Origin of the sequence: Robertmurraya phoenicis, assembly GCF_047302285.1 — a bacterium.
Classification (GTDB): Bacteria; Bacillota; Bacilli; order Bacillales; family Cytobacillaceae; genus Robertmurraya.
The window spans coordinates 4601499-4625547 of record NZ_CP154845.1; the positions used below are offsets into that span (position 1 = coordinate 4601499).

General features: G+C 38.7%; 30 protein-coding genes. 11 read left to right on the forward strand and 19 right to left on the reverse strand.

The window, feature by feature from the left end; translation table 11 throughout:
- Positions 1–58: 58 nt before the first annotated feature.
- Positions 59–493, forward strand: coding sequence for a Dps family protein (locus AA0X71_RS22930; protein WP_413357566.1), 435 nt, complete (start codon positions 59–61; stop codon positions 491–493).
- Between the two features lie 184 nt (positions 494–677).
- Here AA0X71_RS22930 and AA0X71_RS22935 read toward each other — a convergent pair whose 3' ends face one another.
- Positions 678–1574: a hypothetical protein gene (locus tag AA0X71_RS22935; protein WP_413357567.1), complete on the reverse strand. Its 897-nt coding sequence runs from the start codon at positions 1572–1574 to the stop codon at positions 678–680.
- Between the two features lie 89 nt (positions 1575–1663).
- Complete coding sequence (locus tag AA0X71_RS22940; protein ID WP_413357568.1) at positions 1664–2515, reverse strand: VOC family protein; 852 nt, start codon at positions 2513–2515, stop codon at positions 1664–1666.
- A gap of 85 nt (positions 2516–2600) precedes the next feature.
- On the opposite strand from AA0X71_RS22940, the gene AA0X71_RS22945 reads away from it, so the two are divergent.
- The 4 genes from AA0X71_RS22945 to AA0X71_RS22960 all read left to right on the forward strand — a co-directional run bounded on the left by AA0X71_RS22945 (position 2601) and on the right by AA0X71_RS22960 (position 6602).
- A complete protein-coding gene (locus AA0X71_RS22945) occupies positions 2601–2807 on the forward strand; it encodes a hypothetical protein (protein WP_413357569.1) in 207 nt (68 codons plus the stop codon).
- A 191-nt stretch (positions 2808–2998) separates the two neighbouring features.
- Positions 2999–3232, forward strand: a complete 234-nt coding sequence (locus AA0X71_RS22950) for a hypothetical protein (RefSeq protein ID WP_413357570.1) — start codon at positions 2999–3001, stop codon at positions 3230–3232.
- A 57-nt stretch (positions 3233–3289) separates the two neighbouring features.
- Positions 3290–5884 carry a bifunctional acetaldehyde-CoA/alcohol dehydrogenase gene (gene adhE / locus AA0X71_RS22955; protein WP_413357571.1) on the forward strand — a complete coding sequence of 865 codons (2595 nt, stop codon included), beginning with the start codon at positions 3290–3292 and terminating at the stop codon, positions 5882–5884.
- A gap of 157 nt (positions 5885–6041) precedes the next feature.
- Positions 6042–6602, forward strand: a complete 561-nt coding sequence (locus AA0X71_RS22960; protein WP_413357572.1) for an FAD-dependent oxidoreductase — start codon at positions 6042–6044, stop codon at positions 6600–6602.
- Between the two features lie 128 nt (positions 6603–6730).
- Here AA0X71_RS22960 and AA0X71_RS22965 read toward each other — a convergent pair whose 3' ends face one another.
- Together AA0X71_RS22965 and AA0X71_RS22970 are read right to left on the reverse strand one after the other, a co-directional pair.
- Positions 6731–7051, reverse strand: coding sequence for an antibiotic biosynthesis monooxygenase (locus tag AA0X71_RS22965; protein WP_413357573.1), 321 nt, complete (start codon positions 7049–7051; stop codon positions 6731–6733).
- Positions 7052–7342: 291 nt separating this feature from the next.
- The gene (locus tag AA0X71_RS22970; RefSeq protein ID WP_413357574.1) at positions 7343–7474 is read right to left on the reverse strand and encodes a hypothetical protein; all 132 of its coding nucleotides are present in this window, start codon (positions 7472–7474) and stop codon (positions 7343–7345) included.
- Positions 7475–7829: 355 nt separating this feature from the next.
- Here AA0X71_RS22970 and AA0X71_RS22975 point away from each other — a divergent pair, with 355 nt between their 5' ends.
- A complete protein-coding gene (locus AA0X71_RS22975; RefSeq protein ID WP_413357575.1) occupies positions 7830–8849 on the forward strand; it encodes a DUF1646 family protein in 1020 nt (339 codons plus the stop codon).
- 29 nt (positions 8850–8878) lie between these two features.
- Here the strand turns inward: AA0X71_RS22975 and AA0X71_RS22980 are convergent, their stop codons facing one another.
- From AA0X71_RS22980 to AA0X71_RS23010, 7 genes are all read right to left on the reverse strand, one after another.
- On the reverse strand, positions 8879–9373 hold the full coding sequence (locus tag AA0X71_RS22980; protein WP_413357576.1) for a hypothetical protein: 495 nt from the start codon (positions 9371–9373) through the stop codon (positions 8879–8881).
- 31 nt (positions 9374–9404) lie between these two features.
- Positions 9405–10208 (reverse strand): dimethylarginine dimethylaminohydrolase family protein, encoded by an 804-nt coding sequence (locus AA0X71_RS22985; RefSeq protein ID WP_413357577.1) that lies wholly within the window; start codon positions 10206–10208, stop codon positions 9405–9407.
- 67 nt (positions 10209–10275) lie between these two features.
- Positions 10276–11379: a mechanosensitive ion channel family protein gene (locus tag AA0X71_RS22990; RefSeq protein ID WP_413362730.1), complete on the reverse strand. Its 1104-nt coding sequence runs from the start codon at positions 11377–11379 to the stop codon at positions 10276–10278.
- 78 nt (positions 11380–11457) lie between these two features.
- Entirely contained in the window at positions 11458–12114 is a 657-nt protein-coding gene (locus AA0X71_RS22995; protein ID WP_413357578.1) for a hypothetical protein, read from the reverse strand.
- Complete coding sequence (locus AA0X71_RS23000; RefSeq protein WP_413357579.1) at positions 12111–12854, reverse strand: hypothetical protein; 744 nt, start codon at positions 12852–12854, stop codon at positions 12111–12113. Before AA0X71_RS23000 ends, AA0X71_RS22995 begins: the two co-directional genes overlap by 4 nt.
- A complete protein-coding gene (locus AA0X71_RS23005) occupies positions 12835–13737 on the reverse strand; it encodes an ATP-binding cassette domain-containing protein (protein WP_413357580.1) in 903 nt (300 codons plus the stop codon). The genes AA0X71_RS23000 and AA0X71_RS23005 overlap by 20 nt, the downstream gene beginning before the upstream one ends.
- Positions 13734–14114: a GntR family transcriptional regulator gene (locus AA0X71_RS23010; RefSeq protein ID WP_413357581.1), complete on the reverse strand. Its 381-nt coding sequence runs from the start codon at positions 14112–14114 to the stop codon at positions 13734–13736. The genes AA0X71_RS23005 and AA0X71_RS23010 overlap by 4 nt, the downstream gene beginning before the upstream one ends.
- Before the next feature lie 242 nt (positions 14115–14356).
- On the opposite strand from AA0X71_RS23010, the gene AA0X71_RS23015 reads away from it, so the two are divergent.
- The 4 genes from AA0X71_RS23015 (at position 14357) to AA0X71_RS23030 (ending at position 16963) form a co-directional block, all read left to right on the forward strand.
- Positions 14357–14734, forward strand: coding sequence for an SET domain-containing protein (locus AA0X71_RS23015; protein WP_413357582.1), 378 nt, complete (start codon positions 14357–14359; stop codon positions 14732–14734).
- Between the two features lie 11 nt (positions 14735–14745).
- Positions 14746–14955: a hypothetical protein gene (locus AA0X71_RS23020; RefSeq protein ID WP_413357583.1), complete on the forward strand. Its 210-nt coding sequence runs from the start codon at positions 14746–14748 to the stop codon at positions 14953–14955.
- Between the two features lie 20 nt (positions 14956–14975).
- Entirely contained in the window at positions 14976–15122 is a 147-nt protein-coding gene (locus AA0X71_RS23025) for a DUF3934 family protein (protein WP_413357584.1), read from the forward strand.
- 284 nt (positions 15123–15406) lie between these two features.
- On the forward strand, positions 15407–16963 hold the full coding sequence (locus AA0X71_RS23030) for a Vga family ABC-F type ribosomal protection protein (RefSeq protein ID WP_413357585.1): 1557 nt from the start codon (positions 15407–15409) through the stop codon (positions 16961–16963).
- Positions 16964–17498: 535 nt separating this feature from the next.
- Here the strand turns inward: AA0X71_RS23030 and AA0X71_RS23035 are convergent.
- The 6 genes from AA0X71_RS23035 to csaA all read right to left on the reverse strand — a co-directional run bounded on the left by AA0X71_RS23035 (position 17499) and on the right by csaA (position 20175).
- Complete coding sequence (locus AA0X71_RS23035) at positions 17499–17996, reverse strand: YbaK/EbsC family protein (RefSeq protein WP_413357586.1); 498 nt, start codon at positions 17994–17996, stop codon at positions 17499–17501.
- An 86-nt stretch (positions 17997–18082) separates the two neighbouring features.
- A complete protein-coding gene (locus tag AA0X71_RS23040; RefSeq protein WP_413357587.1) occupies positions 18083–18826 on the reverse strand; it encodes a vWA domain-containing protein in 744 nt (247 codons plus the stop codon).
- A gap of 94 nt (positions 18827–18920) precedes the next feature.
- The gene (locus AA0X71_RS23045) at positions 18921–19109 is read right to left on the reverse strand and encodes a hypothetical protein (RefSeq protein ID WP_413357588.1); all 189 of its coding nucleotides are present in this window, start codon (positions 19107–19109) and stop codon (positions 18921–18923) included.
- A gap of 16 nt (positions 19110–19125) precedes the next feature.
- A complete protein-coding gene (locus tag AA0X71_RS23050) occupies positions 19126–19503 on the reverse strand; it encodes a permease (protein ID WP_413357589.1) in 378 nt (125 codons plus the stop codon).
- Positions 19500–19715 carry a helix-turn-helix transcriptional regulator gene (locus AA0X71_RS23055; RefSeq protein WP_413357590.1) on the reverse strand — a complete coding sequence of 72 codons (216 nt, stop codon included), beginning with the start codon at positions 19713–19715 and terminating at the stop codon, positions 19500–19502. The genes AA0X71_RS23050 and AA0X71_RS23055 overlap by 4 nt, the downstream gene beginning before the upstream one ends.
- Before the next feature lie 130 nt (positions 19716–19845).
- Positions 19846–20175 (reverse strand): chaperone CsaA, encoded by a 330-nt coding sequence (gene csaA, locus AA0X71_RS23060; protein WP_413357591.1) that lies wholly within the window; start codon positions 20173–20175, stop codon positions 19846–19848.
- A 107-nt stretch (positions 20176–20282) separates the two neighbouring features.
- Here csaA and AA0X71_RS23065 point away from each other — a divergent pair, with 107 nt between their 5' ends.
- Positions 20283–21467, forward strand: coding sequence for a DHH family phosphoesterase (locus tag AA0X71_RS23065; protein WP_413357592.1), 1185 nt, complete (start codon positions 20283–20285; stop codon positions 21465–21467).
- Between the two features lie 338 nt (positions 21468–21805).
- Here AA0X71_RS23065 and AA0X71_RS23070 read toward each other — a convergent pair whose 3' ends face one another.
- Both AA0X71_RS23070 and AA0X71_RS23075 read right to left on the reverse strand, forming a co-directional pair.
- Positions 21806–22819, reverse strand: a complete 1014-nt coding sequence (locus AA0X71_RS23070; protein ID WP_413357593.1) for a FecCD family ABC transporter permease — start codon at positions 22817–22819, stop codon at positions 21806–21808.
- Entirely contained in the window at positions 22816–23826 is a 1011-nt protein-coding gene (locus tag AA0X71_RS23075) for a FecCD family ABC transporter permease (RefSeq protein ID WP_413357594.1), read from the reverse strand. Before AA0X71_RS23075 ends, AA0X71_RS23070 begins: the two co-directional genes overlap by 4 nt.
- Positions 23827–24049: the final 223 nt, after the last annotated feature.

Here is a 24049-nt window from a genome sequence, read left to right on the forward strand (position 1 = left end):
TGATTTTAATTTAAAATTTGTTATAATTAATATATAAATGATATAGGAGGAATGTTAAATGAATTTACAAACTGCTTTAAACGTACAAATTTCTAACTGGAGTATCTTATATACAAAACTCCATCGTTATCACTGGTATGTAAAAGGACCTTTATTCTTTACCCTTCATGAGAAGTTTGAAGAACTATACAATGAAGCGGCCCTTACTGTCGATGAAGTGGCAGAACGCTTACTTGCCATCGGCGGACAACCTGTTGCAACAATGAAAGAATACTTAGAAACTGGAACACTTTCAGAATCAGGAAATGAAGCAAAAGCAAGCGAAATGGTTGCATCCCTCGTTTCTGATTACAAAGCGCTTAAAGAACAATTAGTTGAACTTGCTGACCTAGCTGACGAAAACAATGATGTCAACACAAACGACCTAGCCGTTGGACTAATCGAGAAGATCGACACTCATATTTGGATGTTGAATGCTTACTTAGGAGAATAACGCAATGCACAAAAAGAGTCAGTGAGTTAACTCACTGACTCTTTTTGGCTGTTTGACAAACGCTCGCTTTCTTTGTCACTTCCCCTTGTCCGGATGCTCATTACCTACTAGGGTAACTCCGCTCCTTCCAAGGGTTCGTTCCTCGGAATCAAACGTTTTCAATCAGCTTGAAAATAACCGCTACCTAAATTTTGAGGATTTTGTCAAAACTCTGACTCTTTATCTTTGTTTCAGCTGTAGGGTTCTCTTTTTTTAATCCATTATAAATCAGCCTTTGGTAAAATGCGGACATTTCGATCATGAATAAATGGAGAATGACGTTCAAGCATGGAAAAGCAAAATTCTTTTTAACGATTTTTAAACGAAAAAGAATCCAGTCCACGAATAAACAAAAAAGGAGAATTCCTCCCCTTCCTATCCATCTTCCTTTACGAATAATCCATGCTGCAAACAAGGATAGAACCATACTGTATAATGGAGCATAATTAAAATGCTCTTCTAACTTATGAATACGTCCTCTACCAAATCGGACATTCCCCGTAAGTGCAGCAAGATAAACGATATTAAATCCCGTGCCCATAATCGCTAAAAATAATGAAACAAACAGGATGATTGGATTTCTCTTCTGCAATTGCTCATACCATTTATCACTTAGAAAAAAATAGATCGGTAATAAAATCGACGTAGTTACCGGATTCCACCATCTCGTCTTATAAATTTTTAAATGCAGGAACAATCTTTCTATAATATGAAAATAGAATATGAATAGTGATTTTACTTTCCATTTTAGCTTAAAAGCTGATAAGAACACTCCCGTAAAAGGGATATAAATCGCCTGTGACAAAATCGCTCCTAGAAAATTGTCGAAGTACTCGTTTTTTAATATTTTCGGTTTATATCGATAAGCTCGAAATAAATGGAGGATAAAATACTCAAAAATGTAAGCCATCCCCATATTTGCCATCAGCAATACACCAATCGTCCTTCGATCCTTCTTTTTTATGAACGTATAAATTAGGAGAGCCGAATGGATAACTAATAACAAAATAAACGGATATTTATTTCTTTTTTTTCGTTTCATTTATATCCCCCCTCTAGGTTAGTACTGCTTATTCTTTGAAAAAGGAGGGACATTATACAAATACTCAATTAGAAACTTGCAAATCAAGGTTACGCTCGTAGAATAATCCTTGTTCCAGATGGGTCCGTAACCTTTATGTTATCACCGTCTATCTCTACAGGATAACCTCGATTCTTTAAGCGTTCTACTACTTGCAACTTCTCTTTTTGATGCGGATATTTCAATGTGAAAAACTGTAGGCCAGCACTATCTTCTGATGGTGATGGAGCTCCTCTTCCATTCCATGTATTCAATCCAATATGGTGATGATATTTTCCGCTCGAAACAAAAAGCGCTTGGTCTCCATATCGTGCAACCACATCGAATCCTAATGTATCACAATAAAATTCTTCAGCAGCACGTAAATCTGCTACATGCAAATGAATATGACCCATGATTGTTCCCTGCGGAAGCCCTGCCCAAGCTTTTCCATCCCATTCCTTAAATAAATCCTCTACATCTAAAGCCACTGTATCCATTCGCACCAATTCGCCTGACCATTGCCAAGTTTCAGATGGTCGATCCGCATAAATCTCAATTCCGTTCCCATCTGGATCTGCTAAATAAATTGCTTCACTGACAACATGATCGGATGCTCCTTGAAGAGGATAACGACTTTCAACTAAGTGCTTTAAACAAGCTGCTAATTCTGCCCTCGTTGGCAGCAAAAGAGCAAAATGATATAACCCCGTCCTCCGTGGTTCTTTTGCTGTCACATTTTCTGGCTCGACAATCGTTAATAATGGTGTTTTACCATCCGCTGTAAAAACCGTTGTTGCAGAAGTTTCCTTTAAAATCTGGAGTCCTAACATATTTTGATAAAAGGATACTGCTCTCTTTTTATCCGTTACCTTTAAACACACTTCGTCGGCATATACGTTTGGCGATTCATGAAATTTCAACTCCATCATCCCTTCAATTTTTTAATTGATGTGTTCCTTTAGACTTAGTATACTAGTTATAATAAAAAGTAAGGAGTGATCTGTCTTGTCCAAGTCAAATGCTCGAAAACATCGTGATAAAATGGCGCGAGAAGGAAAAAGAAACCCTGAGAACAATCGAAGCCCCTTTGCATTTGTTGATATGTGTACACGAAAAACGAAAACGAAAAAAGATTATTTATATAAGAGCAAACATAAGAACCAATCATTTAACGATAATAATGATGGTTCTTTTTTATTTGCTGTTATTTGATATGCCCATAAACCGATGCATACATTTAGTATACAAATATAATAATTGATTATTTATTTTGTTAGCTCCACTTACGCACCTATTTGTATTCGCTTACATTTCAAAATTCAAAGTTTGTTCAATATTTCACAAACTACTATTTGATTAATATGGTATTCTACATGTAGATAAACAAATAAGGAGTGAGTACAATGATCATTTGTGAATGGAGAGCCTTTTCTACAGATACTGAAACCTACACCCAACCGTTTTTTGAGAACCTGATGGGAGATCAATTCGAAGCAATGATGTTAAAAGATGACGATCCCATTCCTTCCTATATTTGGACTAAAAACTTTGTCATTCATATTCGAAAAAACTCCAAGATCTTGACTGATATCTCTTTTGAAAAAATCCCAAGAAACCCAGATTGTGCAAATACATGATCTTTTTTTAAAAAATTTACATGTGAATAAAATCACAAATTTCAGGAGGAGAACAAGATGGCTATTAAAGAAAGGGAGTTACCAAAAGTACAAACCGTTGCTGAAATGGTTAACCAATTAGTAAAAAACGGTCGTCGTGCTTTAAAGGAATTTCAAGAATTTGATCAAGAAATGATTGATGAAATTGTCAAACAAATGGCTTTATCCGGGTTAGATCATCACATGCCATTAGCAAAACTTGCTGTTGAAGAAACAGGGCGCGGCGTATATGAAGACAAAATCATTAAAAATATGTTTTCAACAGAGTACATCTATCACAATATTAAATATGATAAAACCGTTGGAATCATTAATGAAAATGAACATGAAGGAATGATTGAAATCGCTGAACCTGTTGGGGTCATTGCTGGCGTCACTCCTGTCACTAATCCAACATCGACGACGATGTTCAAAGCAATTATTGCCATTAAAACGAGAAATCCGATCATTTTCGCCTTTCACCCTTCCGCCCAAAATTGTAGTAGCGAGGCCGCAAGAGTGTTGCGAGATGCCGCTGTTCTCGCAGGTGCACCTGAGCATTGTATTCAATGGATTGAGAAACCATCATTGGATGCCACTCAGCTATTGATGAACCATTCACAAGTATCCGTCATTTTAGCCACTGGTGGTTCTGGAATGGTGAAATCAGCCTATAGTTCTGGTAAACCCGCCCTTGGCGTTGGACCGGGAAATGTGCCATGTTATATTGAAAAATCAGCCAATGTTTTGCGCTCTGTTAATGACCTTATTTTATCAAAAACATTCGATAATGGGATGATATGCGCCTCTGAACAAGCCGTCATTCTTGACGAAGAAATTTACGACGAAGCTAAGCATGAATTACTTTCACACGGTTGTTATTTTTTAAATGAAGCTGAGAAATACAAAATTGAAAAGCTAGCGATTCGCGAACCAGCCGGAACCGTTAATCCGGATATAGTGGGAAGACCAGCATTTAAAATTGCCAAAATGGCTGGTGTAGATGTTCCGAAAGATACAAAAATCCTTATTGCTGAACTTGAAGGAGTAGGCCCACAGGAACCCCTTTCAAGGGAGAAATTAAGTCCTATTCTTGCCTGCTATAAAGTTAAAAACCTTGAGGAAGGGTTAACGAGATGTGAGGAAATGCTTGAATTTGGGGGCTTAGGCCATTCAGCCGTGCTCCATTCAACAGATGATGAGGTCATTAAAAAGTTTGGTTTAAGAATGAAAGCGGGCCGAATTATTGTCAATGCCCCTTCCTCTCAAGGAGCTATCGGAGACATTTATAATGCATACCTCCCTTCCCTTACTCTTGGTTGTGGTACTTATGGGGGAAATTCGGTCTCAACTAATGTTGGAACTATGCATTTAATCAATATTAAAAAAGTAGCGAGAAGGAATGTAAACATGCAATGGTTCAAAGTTCCACCAAAAATCTATTTTGAAAAGAATTCAATTCAATATTTAGCGAAGATGCCAAATATCTCAAAAGCCTTAATTGTAACAGATCCAGGAATGGTGAAGCTTGGTTATGTCGATAAAATACTTTATTACTTAAGAAAGCGTCCAGACTATGTTCATTGTGAGATATTTTCGGATGTAGAGCCTGATCCATCGATTGAAACGGTGATGAAAGGGGCAGAATTAATGGCCTCTTTCCAGCCTGACGTGATTATTGCCCTCGGTGGAGGCTCTGCTATGGATGCAGCGAAGGGCATGTGGTTATTCTACGAACACCCTGATACAGACTTCTTTGGTTTAAAGCAAAAGTTTCTTGATATTCGCAAACGGATCGTTAAATACCCGAAACTAGGGGAGAAAGCCCAATTTGTTGCGATTCCAACTACTTCTGGTACAGGTTCAGAAGTAACCTCCTTCTCCGTTATTACGGATAAGAGAGCAAATATTAAATACCCATTAGCCGATTATGAGTTAACTCCGGATGTAGCCATCGTTGATCCACAGTTTGTCATGACGGTTCCAAAACATGTCACAGCTGATACTGGCATGGATGTACTGACACATGCGATTGAAGCCTATGTATCTGTTATGGCAAATGATTATACAGATGGGCTAGCGATCAAGGCCATTCAACTTGTATTTGAATATTTACCAAAAGCCTACCGTAATGGCACTGATGCTCTTGCACGAGAAAAAATGCATAATGCTTCGACGATTGCAGGAATGGCCTTTGCTAATGCCTTCTTAGGAATTAACCATAGTCTTGCGCATAAACTAGGTGGTGAATTCCATATTGCTCACGGAAGAGCAAATGCGATATTACTGCCTCATGTCATTCGCTATAATGCAACAAAGCCGAAGAAATTTGCTTCGTTCCCGAAATATGAAAAGTTTATTGCTGACAAACGATATTCGGAAATTGCGATGGCCCTTGGCCTTCCAGCCCGAACTACTGAAGAAGGAGTAGAGAGCCTCATTCAAGCGATCATCGATCTAGCTGAAGAGCTTTACATTCCAATGAAGATAAGAACAAATGGAGTAAACAAAAAAGAGTTTGAAAGTAAAGTAGAGTTCTTAGCCGAAAAAGCATTTGAGGATCAATGTACAACGGCAAATCCTAAACTACCACTCGTTACTGAATTAGCAGAGATATATCGAAAGGCTTGGTAACTTATAATAGAGAGGCTTCCCAACACTTGATGGGAAGCCTCTCTTTTTCATCGTCAGATTCCTGACTTAACGATACGAGCATATATTGGGTTATTTTTCTAATATTTTGCTAAAATGATGTATGAAGCAGTTTAACTACTAAAGGAGGAATTCACAAATGTATGATGTAGTGATTATCGGAGCAGGTCCAGCTGGAGCAAGTGCTGGTATTTTCACAGCAAAGGCTGGAAAGAAAACGATTATTTTAGATAACGAAAAGAGCGTAACGAAGCGCGCTTGGTTAGAAAACCATTATGGCGCTCCTGCCATTTCTGGACCTGATTTAGTAGAAACAGGCAAAGAACAAGCGAAAAAATTTGGTGCGGAAATTGTAGAGGTTGATGCAACTGAAATTAAGAAATCTGGGGACCATGTAACTGTTGTTACAGCAAGTGGCGAATACGAAGCGAAGCATGTCATTCTAGCTACTGGGATGGCGGTTGATCTTGGAGAAAAATCAGGTGTAACAACAAAACCTGGTACAGAGCCACGTATTAAAGCCATCTTTGACGTCGACCAAACTGGTAAAACAAACGTTGAAGGTATTTGGGCAGCCGGAACTTGTGCAGGGGTTAGCATGCATACCATTATCACTGCCGGTGACGGAGCAAAAGTTGCTATTAATATTGTCAGTGAACTAAACGGCGAACGTTATGTTGACCATGATATTATGAAGTAAATCGGTAATATAAAAGGACACAAAAAAAGAGATAAATCCCTTTTTTGTGTCCTTTTCCATATGCTAGATTTCCGCTAGCAGTCTCTATCATTTTGTTAGCTATTTGCTAGCTATTATATAACCGTATGCTACTTAACAGCTTGCTTAACCGCTACTACTTCATATTTTCCGCCTTCTGAGCTGACAATATAGTCTGGTTTAGGTTGTCCGAGCTTTGACTTATGACCAGCAATATGAGCATCGCTCTTCTCCCAGTTTTTCCAATCTTCTTCTGATTCCCAGCGAATTTGCACAAGCACTTCTTCATCACCACGACGTACTTTCTTAACCATTACGGTTAAATCAACAAATCCTGGTTGTTTTTCAATGATTCCTTCTTTGCTAAAACGCTCCAATACTTTATCGGCATTACCTTCCGTCACGATCGTTTTTCTCATTTGGACAAACATATTTAATACTCCCCTTTTCGTCAAATCAGAATATGAAACTATCACCATTATAAATGATAATCATTTTCAATTACAACAAAAAAAGCTCCTACAAAATGTAGGAAGCTTCCCGTTTGCCTAATTCGCTCCAAACATCTCTCACCCTTAAGCGGAATTTTTCCTGTTATTTTTTCATACCGATACTACTACCGTTTATACGAACATTTTATCGAACACTTATCCACAAGTCGAGAGAATTTATAAATTCCTGACAACAAAAAAAAATTGTGCCTCAGCACAATGTTCTCTCCATCAACAACAATCGCTTTCGTTCCCAAGTAATACCAAACCATTTGCTTCCTTATTGAAATCAAGGGTTAAACCCTCTAAATAAGGAGCAATATCAGGATCAATTGCAACTTGAATATCGTTCATAATTTCCATTTTATCATTTTCTTCTGGCTCTTCCAGAGACAGTCCTACTTGTGGACCACCTCAGCCATATCCACCAAAATAGACACGAATATTGCGGACTCCATTCTCTTGGAACACATGCTGCAACATATCGCGTGCTTCGTTTGTAATGTTCACTTACTTCATTCCTTTCTTACATTGAGCAATAACTTTTACTAATATATTTTTACTTTATCATGCATCTAAATAAGAATAACAGCAATCTGCTTGGTACGCTATAACCTGTCTGCAAAATTCACACTACTACTTCCTCAACAGAAAAGGCATATTTCACCTAGACAAGCATATGAATCATTTTAGGACAAAGAAAAGAAAGGAAGTCACGATGACAGGGTTAATCTTCATTTTACTATTAGTGCTTTTTCTTCCTTTTTCGGTAAAGGTCATTGAGAAGAATCTTGAAATCTTTTTGTTTTTAATGGGAATTAGTGCAGTATGGGTAAGCGGAATATGGGATCCCTCGTTAATCTTGAAGGCCCTCAAGGATCCATTAAAGATTACAATAGCTGTTTTCATTGCTGGACTCATATTCAAATGGATGAAAGTTCCGCTCGAAAAAATGATTAAAAGAGTCAGCCAATCGATGCCCTATCCGTTATTTCTTGCTCTTGTTGTCATTATTCTTGGGCTTCTTTCAAGCATTATCACAGCAATCATCGCTTCTCTCGTACTCGTCATCATCGTAGCAGTGCTTCGACTCGAGAGAAAATCCGAAGTCAAACTAGTCATCATCACCTGTTTCTCTATTGGACTCGGGGCTGCATTAACCCCAATTGGAGAACCGTTATCCACGATTATTGTAAGCAAATTGAATGAAGATATGTTCTTTCTATCAAAATTGATTGGTCGAGAAGTCATTCTTGGGATCATCATGATGGGAATTGTTGCCGCACTATTTGTGCAGCCTCAATTTAAAAAAACTCGTTTAGTCGCTGATAACGAGTCTGAAACCTATCAGGAAATTTTCCTTCGCACTGGTAAAATATATGTATTTGTTATGGGACTGACCTTACTAGGTGCAGGATTTCAGCCACTAATCGATACCTATATTCTTGGACTTCATGAAAATGTCCTATATTGGATTAATATTATTTCAGCTGTTTTAGACAATGCGACACTCGCTGCAGCCGAAATTAGCCCCTCCATGAGTCACCAAACGATCAAAGCAATACTTCTTGGTCTCATCATTAGCGGTGGGATGCTTATTCCAGGGAATATCCCGAATATCATCTCATCTGGAAAACTGAAAATAACTAGCTCAGAATGGGCAAAATTCGGCTTACCTTTTGGATTCATTACGATGGCCATTTACTTTTTTGCCATTCTTGGGGATAAGCATTTGTAAAGATATAAGGGGAGTGCATGCTCCCCTCATTACTCGATACGTGGAATTCTACCTGGTTCAGACTGCTTTTCAAGTTTTATCACCCATTTAAAATAAGCCACTAAAATTAAAAAGAGTAGTGGATCCGCTACCGCTGAATGCCACAATGTCCACCAACCGCTATAAAAATAACCCCATGGCTGTGGCAAGAGGGTCAATGCCTCGTAGATTATAATCGCTCCTGTCCAAATGAGGATATACCACACCTTTAGCATTCTTCTTTTGCCGAAAGGATAGAAGCTTAAGAATAACATATTGACTGGAGGAATTAAAATGGTATGGGGCAATACTCCCCGCCAATTGACCTCCTTTGAAAAATACCAATAACCATGATATTTGAATTCGACAATGATATCAAATAACATTTGGAAGGCAATCGTAAACATCCAAATGTGGAGGGTTTGATTTCGAGTTAAATGATTATATTTAAATCCTAAATAGTTAAAAATGACAATTGCCACTATTAATCCGATCAATCGTAACAAAACCTTTACTCTAATTTTGGATCCTCTTCCTCTACTTTCTTAAAATAGGCAAGGTACAGCAGCGAAAGGCTCCTCCGAATTTAATCATTTCTGTAAAATCCACTTCTATAACCTCATAACCTCGTAGCCTTAGCTCTTTGTTTAATTCTTTATTGATTGGAAGGCTAATCACCTTCTTATCCCCCAATGAAAGAACATTAGTCGCGAGTGTTGCTTGCTCTTCTTTTGACACAGAGATTAAATCATAACGTTTTTTCAAGAGCTTTATCTTCTCCCCATGTATTTCCTCAGGATAGATAATCCCTTCTTCAGGAGAAAGAATGTTAATGACACAATCTAAATGGAGATAGGCATCTGAAAATGGGACTTCAACGACATTGAAATTTGGAAGCAAGCCCTGTAATTGCTTAGCCGCCTCCTGATTCGTCCGATTGCTGATTCCTACATACACTGTATCTCCATCAATGATGACGTCACCTCCCTCAATTTTGCCTTGAGGGATCGTTTGATAAGGAAGTGATACTTGTTCAAGCTGTTCTCTTAAATATTCTTCCTCCCCTTGGCGAATATAATTTTGGATATTTGCTATAAAGAGTTCTTCCCCTAAGACAAATCCTGTATCACGGGTAAAAACTTGTTCTGGAAACTGCTTTGCTGGAGGAAGAGAAACAACGTCAACGCCATAGTCTTTTAATGTCGATACAAAGTGATGATGCTCCTTTATCGCTATATCAATGCTTACCGGCATTGACTGTGGCTTCATCAGAAATTGCGGCTCACATACAAGAACCTTTTTTAACGGAGCGTACTCATTCATACAACCTATTTTGGACATAAAAAAACCCCTTTTGTAGTTCGTGATACTAATGTAACCAAACTACAAAGGAGTTATTAGAAGATTATTAATTAGAGCCCTCTTTTGATAAAAGGGAAGGATTCTGACTGCTACTATTCTCTGAATCTACATACAGCTTTCTACTTGGGATTGAAAGCATGACTTGTTCCCGTTCAAGAATTTCCAATATCGCAAAATTGATTTCTTCCTTTACTGTGAGAAACTCTCCCCAAACCGTCGTATTGGTGAAAAAATAAAGAAAAATACCTAATCCATTTTCCGAATACTGATCAAACTTCACAAAGATTGTTTCTTTATGAACACCATCATGGTTCTTAAGATACTCTTCGATATTGTTCACAACTGATTGAAGATTTTCCCTTGGTGTATCATGCATAACCCGTAACTGGAAGGTAATTTGTCGTTTCCCCATTTCACTCCAATTCGTAATATTTTCATTAGCCAAAGTAGCATTTGGAACAGTCACCACTGCTTGAGCAAAGGTTCGCACTCGTGTACTTCGAAAAGTGATCTCCTCAACAGTTCCCTCCACACTCGGTGTCATAATCCAATCACCAATTGAAAAGGGCTTCTCCGTAATAATGACAATGCCGCCAAAGAGATTCGCTAGAGCATCCTTAGCCGCAAGAGAAAAGGCGAGACCTCCTAATCCTAGGCCAGCTACTAAACCACTAATTTCATAGTCAAATACTTGAGCAATAATGCTAAAGCTAATGACCACAATAACAGCTCGAATGGCTTTTGATAAAAATGGGATTAAGATTTCATCAATTTCCATATTCAATTGCTTGTTCATTTTCGTCAGCACCAAAGAAGAACTTGAGGAAAGATTATACAATCCCCAGCTTAAGAAAAAAATGATCGAAGCTTGAATGATTTTTGGAAAAAGACCTCGGTCTACACTTAAATATGGAAAGATATCCACTGCAACGTAAACACCTATAATCAGAAATAACCACTGAATGGGCTTCTCAAATGCAAGAAATACACGTGAAAGGAACTCTGTTGGCGCCTTTTTACTAAGCTTCAATAGAAGCGAAAATACATATTTGGCAAAAAGCTTTCTAAAGATAAGGAAGAGTAGAAAAATCCCAATGGATATCCCTAGATCTAATAGAAACTCATATTCTAAAAACTGCTTCCAACGCATCATTCATCAACATCCTCGCCATCTTTGAGTTCATCCATTTATTTTATCGTATGTGGGCGTGACTGTCGAAAAAATTGATTATTCAAGCTCATCGGTGAAAATGAAATCTATCGTAGAATTGTTTTTAACCTCAAAGCTATGAGGGATGCGTATATAGATTATCGGTCCATCTGTTTGGAAATCAGTATCCATTTTTGATTCTCCAGTAAATTGATTAATGGTAAATTCATTCATAACGACAGATGTATTCAATTCTTGATCTTTGCCATAGGCGATCAATAATTTTTCTTTTTCCATACGAATGGCTGGGAGTTCAAGCTCCTCTGATACGTCTATTCCGGCAATTATAATATTCCCATAATGATAGACCTCAACCTTGTTATCATCTTCTTCTTTCCTTTCAACATATATGTTGGCATTTGTATTTGAATGGTTTACAGAAGAAATTTGCAACGTGTCACCTTCTACCACATAACTATTCTCTTTAAGTAAAAAATCAGAGCCTTTTGATAGAAGCTCACCTGAGGATACAAGCCCGTATAAATCCGTCATTTTGCCGTTACTCACTTTCGGCGCTTCCGTTTTAATAAAAAAAGTGGCTACAACAGCTAGAAGCAAGAGCCCTATATAGGCAACAAGAAGCCAATGTGTGATTTTCTTTTTTGACCGGACAAGAAAGAACAATAACGGCAAAACTACTATCATCCCAATTTGGAAAAGTACTTCTATGTTCATCGTCTTACCTCCATTCGATTCAAAATACTAATCGATACAAGATAAAATAGTGCTGTTGTTACAAGTACTTTAATGGCAAACAGGGCTAGTGAAGACTCAAAAAAGTAAAATTGAAACAAACCAATTAACGTCGCATCTCTTTGCATGAAGCCATCATAAAACAAGGAGCCTACCACGATAACAGGGACTAGAACGGCAAACATTTTATGGATCTGAACTAAGGTGCCAATGAAATAACCAATAGAGCTAATCCAAAAAATATAGAGCAGGCTTGCGACAATTCCGATCATTATCTCACTTGTTACGAGTGGCGTTGCATAAAGTTGTTCTTTGAATAAAAAGTATGCAATACAGTGAATGAGAAAACGTGACATTACAGCAGTAATTGCTCCAAGTATGCTTGCAGCTAACAAAAAGAAAATATTGGAGAGACTGCTGCTCAAACGGTTGGTTACAAAAGTAAACTCTTGATTTCGATAAGGCTTCGTCGTAATCGTAATGGAGGTCACAAGAATCCAAATGAACGTAAAGACAATGACAAGGTCAGCTGAGTAATTCTTTATGTGGAAAATGAACCCACTTGATGATCCTCCAGAAGAACCACCATTCCCAGCGAGGGAAAATAAAATAGCGATAAACTGAATTCCCACAAGTGAGCTAAAGGCATCAATATAAGCTTTCATTTTAAATTGAAATTGTTTTTTCACCGTTTCCATTAAACTAACGTTCGCTAAAGACATCATCGATTCCCCCTTTCGTCTCATTCGTGAGATAGACGCATAAATCACTTGCCCTTACTGGTGAAAATTCCACCCCTGACAAAGTAGCTTCTTTTTGATCCACTTTAGAAAAATTATTTCGCACAACGACGTACAACGTGTCTATGCCGATAAGCCGTTCAAAAACGCTGTCACGACTCTCCACCCATTTTCGTACGAGAGATGAAGGACCTTGAAGACCAATGGCCCACTCCTTCAAATCAGAAATCGATTGATGAAGCAACACCTTTCCATCTTTGATCAGAAGCACATCCTCAAGGATATCCTCAATTTCATTTAAATGATGACTTGAGAGCAAAATCGTACGGGGATGGGCAATATAATCCTTCATTAGCGCACGATAAAAATCCTTTCTGACCGCTTCATCCATTCCTGTCGTTGGCTCATCAAAAATCGTTAAGGGACATCTCGACGCTAATCCGACGATCATATTAAACGTACTTGTTCTCCCTTTAGAAAGCGTATTATGATAATGGCTAGGATCAAAACCAAAGTATTGGAAAAGGCCGTTTGCCAGTTCCATATCCCAATTTGGGTAAAAACTTTCTGCTGCCTCTAGTAACTCTTGTAGCTGCAAGGCAGGAGGGAATCCCATTTGGTCATCCACAAATATCGTATTCGCTGAAGTATGCAGATTATTAAATGGATGCTGTTCGAACACCCTCACATTACCAGATGTTTCCTTTATGAATCCAGCAAGAATTTTTAGCAACGTTGTTTTCCCGACTCCATTTCTCCCTATTAAACCTGTAATCTTATTTTCTTCAATTGAAAAAGAAAGTCCGTCTAGCACATTTTTACGAAAAAACGCTTTCGTTACGCCGGTACATTCGATTACATTCATTGACTTCCCTCCTTATATCGTGCGGCTTTTATCATTTCCATTAACTCGGTTTCACTGATATCCAAACGCTCTGCCTCTAATACAAGCTCCTCAACGAGCTTTTTTAACGTACCATTTCTTCGCTTTTGAGCAATTCTTTCCTTTGCATTCTCCGTAACAAACATCCCTAACCCTCGCTTTTTATAAAGAATTTGTTCATCCGCTAAAAGATTGAGCCCTTTCGCTGCTGTCGCTGGATTGATGGTAAACATCTCTGCTAACTGATATTGAGAGTACACTTTTTGGTTGTTTTCAAAATGGCCGTTCAATATTTCTGTTTCGATCCATTCGGCAATTTGTACATAAATGGGCTTCGAACCATCTGGGTTAAAAATCATGGCCGCCTCCTTTCTAACTTAGTACATTACTGATGTAATGTACTATATTCCATTTTGGCAATAAATTCAAGCAAATCTTAAAAAATTTACGAAATTAGACAAAAGTTTCCTTTCATTTTGCCTCAAAATAACGGAATCGTATGGAAATCTTAAAAATGCTTTATATTATAGGAGAACGTAATGGCTCACTGGACGATTTAGTGGTAAAGTTGAGAAATATATAAAACAAGTAGGTGAACAACATGATCGAAATAAAATCATCTCTCATTAGTGATGGAGAATTCAATAGAGGGGTATTTGCTACACGCGATATCAAAAAAGGGGAACTTCTCCATGAAGCGCCTGTCATTGCTTATCCAAACGATCAACATGAACATATTGAAAAAACACTTCTTGCTGATTATGCTTTTGAATATGGAAAAAACCATACAGCCATTCTTCTTGGCTATGGGATGTTATTTAACCATTCTTATGAACCTAACGCCACGTATGAAATTAATTTTGATAACCACACTTTTGACTTCTATGCTTATAAAGACATTAAAGCTGGAGAGGAAGTCTTCATTAATTACAACGGTGATGAGGATGACAAAGAATTACTATGGTTTGACAAGGAATAGAGGTGTAATAAGTGAATAAACGATGGACCATCAAAGATATACAAAAATATGTGCAGAACAACTCAGAAAGCACATTACTTTCAACCGAATTTCACGGATTTTCTCAAAAATTACAATTCAAGTGCGCATGCGGGAATGAGTTCGAGAAAAGTTTTACGAAATTCAAAAATAATAACCAACGGAAATGCGATGTGTGCCAACCGCCAAAACCCTCACGTTAACAAAGAATGGAGTGGATCCGATGAGTAAAGCAAAAGGAAAAGGCGGAACCGGAAGAGGAACCGGCAAAAAAGGCTGGAATCGTTGGCAGGCCAGTGCAAACAAAGCGAAAAGTGCTAAGCCTTATAAGAGCAAAGGGACCAAAATTAAAAAAGAAACAACTGATTGACATGATTTAGAAGATCCATTATCGTAAAAGTATAAATAGCGAAAGGGTGACCCAATAAACATGAAGTTCTAATCCTATTTTTCGAAAATACAAATTGAAGATTCTAAAAACACAGCTGATAACGGCTCTTTTTGTGTTGTCTTCAATTTCATTTTTCAGGATAGGATTGGATTTTTTTGTTGTTGTCACCACAATGACAGCTTCTTTGCTTTTCGTTAGCGCCTCCTATTCTGAATATAGGAGGCGCTTTTTGTCTCCTTATCCTTAAAAACGGAGATGATTATATGCTTTTAGAAGCCCTTAGTATTAAATTTTTTATAAAAGAACGACAGCTACTCGACATCGATCGCATTCAAATTAACAAGGGAGATCGAATTGGCTTAATTGGAAAAAATGGAACCGGTAAAACGACTTTGTTAGAGGTCCTCGCAGGGAAAAGAACGATTGATGAAGGAATGATTCATCAGCACGCTACATGCGAACTCCTTCCCCAGCTCAAACGCTCTGATACGACCAAAAGTGGGGGTGAAGTGACGCAAGAATATATTATTGACGCATTGACGCGAAATCCGGAGATATTACTGGCAGATGAGCCCACAACCCATTTGGATACAGAGCATATTGAATGGTTAGAGAAAAAATTAGCGAACTGGCAAGGTGCACTCCTTTTGGTATCCCATGATAGAACCTTTTTGGATGCCCTTTGCACGTCCATTTGGGAGCTTGATAATGGTCATGTGAAAGAATACAAAGGCAATTATTCTGCGTATTTAAAGCAAAAGGATCTGGAAATACGCAGTCACGAAGCCGCCTATGAAAAATATGAGAAAACGAAAAAACAGTTAGAAGAAGCCATCGTCATGAAAGAAAAGAAAGCTGCCCGTGCGACGAAAACACCGAAAAACGTGAGCTCCATTGAAGCAAAAAAGTCGAAGCCTTATTTTGCAAAAAAACAAAAGAAATTGCAAACAGTTGCAAAATCAATTGAAACTCGTTTAGAAAAGCTCGATAAAGTAGAAAAAATGAAAGAAAGCCCCGCTATCCGAATGGCATTGCCAAACGAAGAAGCGTTTACGGGTAGAACCATCCTTCGTGCTCATGATGTATCAGGAGGATTCGAAAACCGCGTTCTTTGGAAAAAAGCTAGTTTTGAGGTGCGTGGTGGTGACAAACTTGCGATCATTGGTGTAAACGGAAGTGGGAAAACAACGATATTGAAGAAAATTGTTAACAAAGAGTCTGGTATAACCCTCTCTCCAGCGGTAAAGTATGGGTATTTTAGTCAAACCATCGATTTATTAGATACAGAAAAAACAATCTTAGAGAATGTGCAAGTTTCATCGAACCACACGGAAACCTTTATCCGCATTGTTTTAGCGAGGCTTCATTTTTTCCGAGAGGATGTCTATAAAGAAGTCAATGTCCTTAGCGGAGGCGAACGTGTCAAAGTAGCCCTCGCCAAATTATTTGTTGGCGATATTAACACACTCATTCTTGACGAGCCGACCAATTTTCTCGATATTGAGGCGGTTGAAGCATTGGAATCTTTGTTGGTCGACTACAAAGGAACCATCATTTTTGTTTCCCATGACCGCCGATTCATTGAAAAGATAGCCACACGAATCTTGACAATCGAAAATGAGGAACTACATGTATTTGAAGGCACCTACGATGAATATAAAAATGATGAACCACGCTCACGTTCAGATGAAGAGGATAACCTCTTGGTCCTTGAAACAAAAATAACCGAAGTGTTGAGCAGATTAAGCATCGAACCGACGGAAGAACTCGAACAGGAATTCCAGAGGTTATTGGCAGTAAAAAGGAAATGGCTGAAATAGAAAAAGGCTGGGACATAACTAGCTTCAAATAATGAGAAAGGTGAATTTGAGGGTACTCAAATTCACCTTTCTCTATTTTTGTATTAACGCAAAACCCATTTCGTTTTCTATCTTCGATTTTCCTCGCACAAAAAAATCGAGGGAAATGCAAATTAGCCTTCAAGAATCCACATCAATTTACGGGTTTGTCTAAATTTCTACTATAAAACCCTATTTTGTTCCAACCATCTCTCACCCTTAAGCGGAATTTTTCCTGTTATATCCCCCAATGGAGTCCCTTTTAGGGATAATAACGGAAGATTTTCCGCTTATGGAGGGCAAAATCGTTTATTTTGGCATTTTTTGAGGGAATAGCAGGAATTTTTCCTGTTATTTCGGCTCTTTTTCATGATGGTTGCTCATTAAGCGGAATTTTTCCTGTTATTTTTTCATACCGATACGCCAACTGTTTATACGAACAATTTATCCACAAGTCGAGGGAATTTATACACTCCAAACTAGAATCAAAGAGTCGTTACCATCGATTCTTTTTCTATTACGATATTGCCGCAACCGTCTCATCTGTCCATCCTTTACACACATCGACCCACTCTCTCGCTCCAGCGTACTCTTGAATTTCTTCACAAGAAAGTTCAATTGCTGAATTCGTGCTCCCACACGCTGGATAAAGGGTCTCAAAACGTTTCATAGAGACGTCCAGATATACATCCAAATGATTCGCTAACCCGAACGGGCAAACACCACCGATCATATGTCCCGTTTGTTCAAACACCTCATCTGGGGCTAGCATCCGAGCCTTGAAGCCAAAAGTATGACGAAATTTCTTGTTGTCTATTTTGGCATCACCAGCAGCTACAACAAGGATCGCTTGCTCTCCATCACCGCGAAACGAAAGGGTCTTCGCAATTCTTGCTGGAATCACCCCAATTGCTTCTGCTGCCATATCGACGGTAGCACTCGATTGCTCAAAAACGAGGACATCTTTTTCCCGGTTCCATTTCTTAAAATGATCCAATACAGTTTCTAATGACACCCGTGTTCCCTCCCATCATTTGACAATATGATAGCAAACTTCAATACGGTGAAGCAATTGTTTTTGGCATATTTTGTTAAGAATTTTCAACTGAACAGTCTGCTCCAAAACCCTTTCTTCTCTTTTGACTCTGGCTTATCAGGTACTTTTTCTTCCTCTTTTTCTATTAAAACACCTTTTTCCTTCGCTTCCTTAATCCAGCTTGGAAATTCGTTAAGAAGCATATCATAGAGTTGCTCATCAGAGATGGCATCAACATCTTCAATGTGAATAAAATTAGCGTTATCTACAAAACGGCCTTCGAGATGATCGATTTTTCTTAAAAAATCAAAATTACCATTGCCAATCCCGACAAATTGCCAAAATAGTGGTTTAATAGACGTCCCTTCAATAATAGGCTTGATCGATTTCTTACATCCACCATCATTGATAAACACGATGAAAGCAGGATCGTCACTCATCTCTTCCTTCGTATATTTCTTCACGACATCCCTCATGACAGGCGGTTCATCATTTCTTCCAAACTTATGTATTAAGTCATTCTCGATGATTTGACGATCCACATATCCTTCAAAATCCCTCTCTGTTACAGGCTTCAATCTTGAAAATTCGTTATCGTACACCCAAATATCGAGAGACCCATCATCATCAAATTGAGACGCGACCGCAAGTATTCTCTCCACCACTTTTTGAACCGTCCCATTTTTGTACAAGGTGCGCATAGAGCCTGTAATATCCAATACCAATCCGACTCGAGCCTTTACGGTCGTCAATTCCTTTTTCTCCAGAACAAGTTTTACCGTTCTCTTCTGTAGATCAATTGTCGCCATTTTATTCCTCCTCTCTCATTTCTTCTATCATATCGTAAAGTGATATGATGTAAAATTAAGGAATATAACTCACGGTGAATATCGTTCTTTTTACCTACAACCAGCTTTCCGGAGTCAAAAACACAACGACTACAACACAAATAAAGATTAGTGCTAGTAAAATTAATAGCTTCGTAAGTCCTTTCTTACTTAAACCATTATTTTCAGTTGAGTCTTTTCTTGTAATCATGAGTCCAATAAAGATTCCAATAATGACAATCGCTAATAGAAAGTAACCTCCCATAGCAACATCCCTCCAATTAGTAAATTTTTGAGTATACTACGAATGAGATAAATACAGTACAGATGATTAATGCTGTTAAAATATGGAGCAACTCACTTGCAGTTAATGTAAATAATCCAACCTGCAAACCTATATTAAAAATAAGCAAGTAAACCATCAATGCCGTGACAGAGAAAAACATGCCTTTTTCCCGAATTCGTTTCATCCGTTCATCCTTTTGCTGAAATTGTGGGTAAAGATAGCTTAGACAAAAACTCATGATCCCCATCGCAAACATCATCAAAAAGCTTGTATTTGGTGCTGCGTTTGCCATAAAGCTTACGAACAATAAGAAGCCTCCCATGGCAAAAAAGAATAAGCCAAAGATGAAATATAAAACTCTATAGCTCTTCATCCCTTTTTCCCCTCCTTATCTTCTTCATAAACGAATAATTCCTCTATCGTGGTGTTAAACGTTTTAGCGAGCAGAAACGCAAGTGGAAGTGAGGGCGAATATTTTCCCTTTTCAATTGAAATAATCGTTTGTCGTGAGACCCCTAATTTTTCAGCTAATCGATCTTGAGATAGTCCATGTTTTTTCCGATACTCAACGATATGATTTTTCAATAACGACCACCTCCCTTATACTTAGTATAAATGTAAAAGAAACTTTACGTCAAGTTTCCTTTACAAAAATAAAGACGACACCCCGTTAAGTGTCGTCTTTATAAGTTACACCTTGCATTTCTTCTCAACATTAGGAAATTGGTGTGCCGTTCGGAACGGTCTCATCGATATTTAGTAATACGACATCATCTTCCCCAGGAACTCCCCCTATCACCAATACTTCAGACTTAAATCCCGCTATTCTTCTCGGTGGAAAATTGACTACCGCCACAACCTGACGTCCGATTAACTGTTCAGGTGTATACCGCTTCGTAATCTGTGCCGACGAGTTTTTAACTCCAAGTTCACCAAAATCGATTTCCAATTTAATCGCTGGCTTTCTTGCTTCAGGGAATGGCTCAGCTTTTAATACAGTCCCCACACGCAAATCTAGCTTCAAAAAATCTTCGATCGTTGCCATGATAATCTCCTCCTATCGCATCTCTGTTATTTTTCATTTTAAAGAAGTGAGCAAAACGAAGCAATATTTTTACCATTTTATAGCATAATAGAGGGTGAGGTGAAAACATGTACAAGTTATTATCACATAATGATTTAGATGGGGTCGGATGTGGAATCCTTGCAAAGCTAGCATTTGGAAAGGATGTTCAAGTCCGCTACAACTCTATCGCTGGATTAAACCGGGAAGTTGAATGGTTTTTTGAAAACGATGATCCCGAAACTTTTCTCTTTATTACTGACTTATCCGTTAATGAAGAAAATGAAAAAAGTTTAGAAGCCTTTCATCAATTAGGGGGAAAAGTGCAGCTCATTGACCATCATAAAACGGCCCTAAATTATAATCAGTATGCTTGGGGAAGAGTCATTGTTGAGGATAAAGATGGCATGCTTACTTCAGCAACCTCCCTCCTTTATCACTATTTAGTCGAGGAAGGTCATCTATCTAAAACAGAAGCACTTGACGAATTTGTTGAGCTTGTCCGTCAATATGATACGTGGGAATGGGAAAAGAACAATAATCAGCAGGCTCAGCGCCTTAACGCACTCTTTTTCCTTATTTCCATTGATGAATTTGAAGAGAAAATGCTTGAACGTCTTAAATCCTCGGACCATTTTCAATTCGATGATTTTGAGAAAAAGATTCTCGATCTGGAAGAAGTGAAAATTGAGCGCTACATCCGCAGAAAAAGAAGAGAGCTTGTTCAGGCACAAATTAAAGATCATTTTGCTGGTGTCGTCTTTGCTGAATCCTATCATTCGGAACTCGGAAATGAATTAGGAAAGGAATACCCACATTTAGATTATATTGCCATTATTAATATGGGCGGGAGAAGAGTCGGGTTTCGCACTATTCATGATCATGTGGATGTGTCAGAGATCGCTGGAAAATTAGGGGGAGGCGGACATGCGAAGGCATCTGGTTGTTCGATGACGGAAAATGCCTATAAATTATATGTCGCAAATACCTTCCATCTTGAGCCGCTACGTGAGGATTCGAGAAATAACCGTTATAACTTAAAGGACTCCTCCTTTGGCGCTTTATATCTTAATCGCCGTGAGGACCACTTTCTGATTCGACCAAGCGATGACTCCGAATGGATAATAGAAAAAAATCGTTTTAAATTAGATAAAACATTCATGAGCTTTACAGAGGCTGAAAAATTTCTAAAACGTACGGAAGCAGCTTGGTTAGCACATGATGATCGTTTTGTTGACTATTTAAAAGAAGAAGTGAAAGAAGAAAGAAAATGAGGGTCTCCGTATGGGAAACCCTCATTTTCTTCGTCTGTTTTAAATATCAATAGAAAAATGCGCGCCTTAAATCGGTCTAATGCACCAAAACCACCAGAAAAGGGCGGTCCCCAAGGGCTGCCCTTAACTAATTTAAGGCTTTTTTTGAATTCTTAATTGAAAATTACCCTTTTTCAGAAGCTAAATTCCGTAATAGTGCATTGGAATTTACGAATATCGGTCTAAAATAAAATATATCGGTCTAATTTCGGTTATATCGGTCTAAATCGAATTTTATCGGTCTAATTTCAAATATATCGGTCAAAACAACCTATATATCGGTCTAAAGCACCCATCCATCATTTATCGTTCTTCAACAACAAATACATAAAGTACGGAGCTCCAATCAACGCGACCATAATACCAGCAGGAATTCCGTCTGGTTCGATCAGATTTCGGCCAATCGTATCGGCCAGAACGAGGAGCCAGCCTCCAAGTAAAATGGCGACCGGAATATAAAGCTGATTTCTAGGTCCAACTAGCGCTTTCGCAATATGAGGGGCCATGAGCCCAATAAAAGCAATTCCTCCCGTTACGGAGACGGCAGCGGCTGCTAAAGCGACAGCAGCTAACAATAGAACAATTCGTTCCTTCTCTATAGATACCCCGACACCCACGGCCACAGGTTCACTCATCCCTAATAGGTTCAAACGATTTGCTCGGTAAAGCGTAAAAGGAATCAGCACAATCAGCCACGGGAGAATCGCCCAGATGAACGGCCAATCTGAACCCCATATATTTCCGTTCAACCATTTGGCAATAAAATCGACTTTAAACGGATCGACGGATGAAAAAATGATAATCATTGCACCGGAAAAAGCCATAGAGAATCCGACCCCGATCAACACTAACCTCACTGGTTGTAATCCCGTTTTACGGTCGTAAGAAAACAGATATAGCAGTGCCGCTGTCACCATTGCACCAGCAAAAGCCACAACTGGAAGCAAATAAACAAACATGCCACCATCTACAGGGAAAAACAGATAAAATATAGCGACTCCAATCCCAGCCCCTGAATTTATCCCAATAATTCCAGGATCGGCTAGATCATTACGAGTAATCCCTTGTAAAATCGAACCTGATAAAGCAAGGGCCATCCCTGCAAGTAAGGTGACAACGATTCTTGGCATCCGAACGGAAAAGACGACAAACTCTTCTTTGAACGTCCCCTGACCAAATAAAGTTAGGATAAGACGATCAAAAGAAACAGACGAACTCCCGATTCCCATGCCAATGACCGCAGTGGCGATAATGACAATCAATAAAAATAACAATGTTAGTCTTTGTTTTTTGACAATACGAGGATGGATCATGTGAATGCTTTCCCTCCTTTACGAACAATGAAAAGGAAGAATGGCAACCCTAAAATCGATACAATCGCAGCCACTGGTGTTTCATATGGAGCACTGATCGTCCGTCCAAGCGTATCTGCTAAAAGCATGAAACCGCCTCCGACAATCACCGACATCGGAATGATATAGCGATAATCAGTACCAACAATCGCTCGAACAATATGAGGGACCATAAGGCCAATAAAAGCCATATTTCCAATTAATGCAACCGCTGTTCCCGCAAGAATGATAATAACAATAAACATTATAGCTTTTATCTGAGTCGTTTTCTGTCCTAAACCAACCGCCACTTCTTCACTTAGACTTAAAATGGTGAGCTGCTTAGAAAGGAACAAAGCAATCAATAAACCAATGATGATAAAGGGCACGACGACCTTTAGTTGGCCCCAATTCGTCCCTACTAAACCACCGGCAGTCCACATGGAGACATTTTTTGAAATCTTAAAATATAGCCCTATTCCTTCGGCGATCGCTGTTAAAAATGCCGAAACAGCAGCACCGGCTAAAACGATCCGAAAAGGAGAAAAGCCCCCTTTTTTCAAAGCACCTAGGCCTAAAACCATGACGGTTCCGACACCCGCTCCAATAAAACAGGCGACCATAATGCTAAAATAATCGGCTGTAGGCATAAAGGCGATTGTTACAGCGAGAGCCACATTTGCCCCTGCCGTTAAACCGAGTAACCCTGGATCAGCGAGCGGATTCCGGGTCACTCCTTGCATAATCGCACCAGCTACTGCCAGTGCTGCACCAACAAAGATCGCTCCAACCTCTCGGGGGATACGAATTTCTCGAAGCATTGAAAGAGTGTCACCTGTTTCATTGGTCATTAACGCGAGCCAAATATCTTTTAACGTCGTGTCTGCTGCTCCCAAAACAAGTGCAGCGACAAAAACACCGATGAACAGCACGATCCCTATTATGAGCTTGTATGTAAATGGTATAGAAGGTTTATGTTCTGTCGTCATATGTCTCTCTTCTTTTCATATATTTGAACCTACACAAAACAAGGAATTCTCGATTGAAGAATTCCTTGTTACTCTTTGTCAGTTCATTGAATCTATTTCATCTTGCGCACTTCTAGTTAAAAAACGAACTATTTAATATAGAATTTCAAAGAAAAAACCTTAAATCACGAATACATCTTCCGCTTTTTGATAAGTATGTTCGTTTTTTAATCCACATTAGTAA